4 protein-coding genes are annotated in these 4,396 nt (G+C 44.7%); all 4 read left to right on the top strand.

Features of this window, described 5'->3' with window-relative positions; all coding sequences use genetic code 11:
- Positions 1-182 precede the first annotated feature (182 nt).
- The 4 genes from N4310_RS07685 to lysS are packed head-to-tail and all read left to right on the top strand — an operon-like array spanning position 183 to position 3,811.
- Positions 183-1,079: a glycoside hydrolase family 25 protein gene (locus N4310_RS07685; RefSeq protein WP_160333017.1), complete on the top strand. Its 897-nt coding sequence runs from the start codon at positions 183-185 to the stop codon at positions 1,077-1,079.
- Positions 1,080-1,132: 53 nt separating this feature from the next.
- Positions 1,133-1,603 carry an aminoacyl-tRNA deacylase gene (locus tag N4310_RS07680; protein WP_262092713.1) on the top strand — a complete coding sequence of 157 codons (471 nt, stop codon included), beginning with the start codon at positions 1,133-1,135 and terminating at the stop codon, positions 1,601-1,603.
- Positions 1,604-1,617: 14 nt separating this feature from the next.
- Positions 1,618-2,280 carry a histidine phosphatase family protein gene (locus N4310_RS07675; protein WP_262092712.1) on the top strand — a complete coding sequence of 221 codons (663 nt, stop codon included), beginning with the start codon at positions 1,618-1,620 and terminating at the stop codon, positions 2,278-2,280.
- Between the two features lie 40 nt (positions 2,281-2,320).
- Positions 2,321-3,811: a lysine--tRNA ligase gene (lysS, locus tag N4310_RS07670; RefSeq protein WP_262092711.1), complete on the top strand. Its 1,491-nt coding sequence runs from the start codon at positions 2,321-2,323 to the stop codon at positions 3,809-3,811.
- Positions 3,812-4,396: the final 585 nt, after the last annotated feature.

Raw genomic sequence — 4,396 nt, 5'->3', positions numbered from 1 at the left:
TACCGTGGCGATTTTTCTTTTTATACTCTTCTATTCCCTTGGTATACCTCGGATCAGAGACAACGGGAATGATTCGATACTGCACCCCATTCCCACTCCTCAAACAGACAGTTTGGTCCTTTTTATACAAAAACAGGCGAGATTTCTTGTCATTTCCCCCATTTTAAGATAGAATGAACCTTATGAGACAAAGGATTAAACCTATTTATATCGCAGTCTTTTTCAGTTTCATATTTATCAGTTTAATCGCTGGTCACACTCAAGTTCAATCTTTAAAAGCTGAGCAAGAAGCACTCCGTGCTGCAAAAGCCGCTGAGGAAAAAAACAATAACAGTAAAAAAGAAACAAAGAAGAAGAAAAAGAAAAACACCACAACTGAGGCCGTCAATCTCCGTCCTATTGTAGACTTATCTGGCTGGCAACTACCTGAAGAAATTGACTATGATGCTATGGCTGAAGGTATTTCAGGCGCTATCATTCGGGTCCACAGTGGAGCCCAGGCTAAAAAAGAAAATGCCGCCACCTACCTCAATGGAATTGACAAGTCCTACAAAAAACATATCGAAGAGTTCCAAAAACGCGACATTCCTGTAGCTGTTTACGCCTATGTCGCAGCTGGATCCATTAAAGAAATGCAAAAGGAAGCCGAGGAATTTTACCAGGCTTCTGCCAAATATAAACCAACCTACTACTGGCTCGACGTGGAAGAAAAAACCATGTCCAATATGGACAAGGGTGTCGAAGCCTTTCGGGCTAAACTGCAGGAACTAGGGGCCAAGAATATTGGAATCTACATCGGAACCTATTTCATGGAGGAACACAGCATCACCACTAATAAATTTGATGCCGTTTGGTTCCCAACCTATGGAGTCGATTCCGGTTACTACAATGCGGCTCCTTTGACCGACATTGAATATGATCTCCACCAGTACACCTCGCGTGGCTGGCTGCCTGGTTTTGATAAAGAGGTCGATTTAAACCAAATCTCCCCTCTTAAAAATACTGCTGAAGTTTATAAAAAGTTATTCCAAAGGGACGCTGCCGATTACCAGCACCAAGATGTCTCTGCAACAGAATAAGAACCGGGCTGGGACAATCGTCTCAGCCTCTCTTTTATGAAAAAAGGAACCCTATGGCAAAGAAAAAAATTAAAAAAACCTTGGTTGAACAAATCTTAACCAAGGCTGGGATCGAACACCAGGCCCATCTTTTTAATGGACTTGAAGGTCAAGTCGCTGAGAACATTGATCCTAACCAAATTTTTAAAACCCTGGCCCTCAGGGGAGATAAGACTGGTCCTATTATCGGTGTGCTCTCCATTGAAGACCATCTGGCCGAGAAAAAACTAGCCAGCCTTTCGGGCAATAAAAAAGTTCAGATGATTCCTCAAAAAGAACTCGAGCAAACGACCGGCTATGTCCACGGTGCCAACAGTCCAATCGGCATCCGCCAACGCCACAACTATCCCATCTATATCGATGATCGTGCACTGGACTTCCCAACCATCCTGGTTTCAGCAGGCGAGATCGGTCGTAGCGTCCAACTAGCCCCAAAAGACCTCGCGCAATTTCTAGGCGCAGACTTTGCAAATTTTCGTGAATAAGGAGAAAAAAGAACATGAAGTTATACTTTGTTCGTCATGGACGAACCGAATGGAATGAAGAAGGACGTTTTCAAGGAGCCAGTGGAGACTCTCCACTCTTAAGCCAGTCCATTCAAGACATCGAGCTGTTGGGCAAGCACCTGCAAGACATCCAGTTCGACCGTATCTTCTCTAGTGACCTCCCTCGGGCTGTCCAGACAAGCCAAATTATTCAAAGCCAAAGTCTCCATCCCGTTGAGATTGAACTACAAGAATCGCTCCGAGAATGGCAATTGGGGCGCCTGGAAGGTCAAAAAATCACCCTCATGGAAGCCATCTATCCCCAACAAATGCGGGCTTTTAGACACAATCTCGCCCTCTTTAATTGCAGGATGTTTGAGGCTGAGTCGGTTTATCAAACCACACAACGGGTACGGGAACTCGTGCAAAGTCTTCAAAATCAACCCTACGAACATGTACTCTTTATCGGCCACGGGGCCAATCTAGTTGGCTCCTTGCGGACACTGCTAGGAGCCAAACCTGCCCTCATTCGCGATTGGGGCGGCCTCGCAAATGCTAGCCTGACCATCTTGGAAACCGATGATTTCAGAGATTTCCAACTCCTAAGTTGGAACGATATCAGCTTTTTGGATTCTGCGAAAGTCCAACCTGCCTACTCACAACCCCTACAATTGTGATAAAATAAAAAATAGTCTACGGATGACAGAGGAGGAAAATATGTCACACCATCTAACAGAGGAACTCAATGACCAGCAAATCATCCGCCGGGAAAAAATGCAAGCCTTGGCAGACTCTGGCATTGATCCATTCGGCCACCGCTTTGAACGAAGCGCTAATTCTGCAGAGCTAAAGGAAAAATATGCAGATCTAGATAAGGAAGCTCTCAATGACCTAAACGAATCCGCAGTCATTGCTGGTCGTTTGATGACCAAGCGTGGTAAGGGAAAAGTTGGTTTCGCTCACGTCCAAGACCGGGATGGCCAAATCCAAATCTATGTGCGCAAAGATGAGGTCGGCGAAGAAAACTACGAAATCTTCAAAAAAGCCGATTTAGGAGATTTCATCGGTGTTGAAGGTCAAGTCATGCGGACAGATATGGGCGAATTGTCGATCAAGGCAGCTCGGCTCACCCATTTGTCTAAAGCCCTGCGTCCCCTGCCTGAGAAATTCCACGGCCTATCGGACGTCGAAACGATCTACCGCAAACGCTATTTGGATTTAATTTCCAACCGTGAAAGTTTCGAACGTTTTATGGCTCGTTCCAAAATTGTTTCTGAAATCCGCCGCTACTTAGATAATCAAGGTTTCCTTGAAGTTGAAACACCAGTCCTTCACAACGAAGCCGGTGGAGCGGCAGCTCGTCCATTTGAAACCCACCACAATGCGCAAAACATTGACATGGTACTCCGAATCGCAACCGAACTCCACCTCAAACGCTTGATTGTCGGAGGAATGGAACGGGTCTACGAAATGGGGCGCATTTTCCGAAACGAGGGAATGGACGCTACCCACAATCCTGAATTTACCACTATCGAAGCTTACCAAGCTTATGCAGACTTCCAGGATATCATGGACTTGGTTCAAGGCATTATTCAAGCTGCTGCCAAAGCTGTAACAGACCAGGATATCATCAGCTACCAAGATCATGAAATCAAAATCGGTCACGACTTTGCCCGCATCCACATGCTGGATGCCATCAAGGACATCACCGGCGTCGACTTCTGGCAAGAAATGACCCTAGAACAAGCTCAGGACCTAGCCAAAGAACATAAGGTTCCTGTCGAAAAACACTTCACGTCCGTTGGCCATATCATCAATGCCTTCTTTGAAGAATATATTGAAGACACCTTGATTCAACCAACCTTCATCTACGGCCACCCCGTTGAGGTTTCCCCTCTGGCTAAGAAAAACGCCGATGATCCTCGCTTCACTGACCGCTTTGAACTCTTTATCGTCGGCAAAGAATTCGCCAATGCCTTTACCGAATTAAACGATCCCATCGATCAGCTTTCCCGTTTTGAAGCCCAAGCCAAGGCCAAGGAATTGGGAGACGATGAAGCAACTGGAATCGACTATGACTTTATTGAAGCGCTGGAATACGGAATGCCGCCAACAGGTGGACTTGGAATCGGAATCGACCGCCTCGTTATGCTCCTTACCAACGTAACCAGCATCCGCGACGTACTCCTATTCCCAACCATGAAATAAGATCCCTTAGATATAAAAACTGACAGCTTCTCTTGGATGATTCCAAGGGAAGTTTTTTGGGCTTTCTGAGTCTCATACCTCGTTCAAATCAAGATCGAAATACTCTCGGGAAACAGGAGCTAAAACATGTCCTTAAAGAGCTTCACCATCTTAATCTACACGCTAATGAACTTTTCATCAAAACTCTAAAAACCTAGGTCGCTTATCCCAATAAAGATCGAACAAGGCTTTATCAATACACTGAAAAGATAAAGGGCACCTCTAAAAACTAAATTTCTGAAAATCTAAATGTTGATTTATCAAGGTTTGAGTGATTCAATTTGAAGAAAAACTGGGGTTTTTAGAGGTTCCCTATTGCCCGATTATGACAATTTTCTGGATGCTTTGTTGTCTTGTTCTTGTTTCAAATGACTATACCATTTGTCGCCGAAAACAGCCTGCTACTCAAAAATCCAGAAGCTGTTCGGCTCCTGGATTTTTCGTTTTAGATGAAACGTTTGACTTAAGCGGTTCTATAATAAGTTGTGTGGAAAGCTTGCTCTCCATGCAACTTTTTTTGTAATTCAGAGTGCAAAAAAAAGCAAT

The organism is Streptococcus danieliae (genome assembly GCF_025447695.1).
Taxonomy (GTDB): Bacteria; Bacillota; Bacilli; order Lactobacillales; family Streptococcaceae; genus Streptococcus; species Streptococcus danieliae.
The sequence above is the reverse complement of the archived record's forward strand: the minus strand, read 5'-3'. Positions and strand labels throughout refer to the sequence as shown.

Excerpts from the sequence above, each read along its gene's own strand:
- N4310_RS07680 (WP_262092713.1), top strand. The coding sequence starts at position 1,133 with ATGGCAAAGAAAAAAATTAAAAAAACCTTGGTTGAACAAATCTTAACC.
- N4310_RS07675 (WP_262092712.1), top strand. The coding sequence starts at position 1,618 with ATGAAGTTATACTTTGTTCGTCATGGACGAACCGAATGGAATGAAGAA.
- N4310_RS07685 (WP_160333017.1), top strand. The coding sequence starts at position 183 with ATGAGACAAAGGATTAAACCTATTTATATCGCAGTCTTTTTCAGTTTC.
- lysS (WP_262092711.1), top strand. The coding sequence starts at position 2,321 with ATGTCACACCATCTAACAGAGGAACTCAATGACCAGCAAATCATCCGC.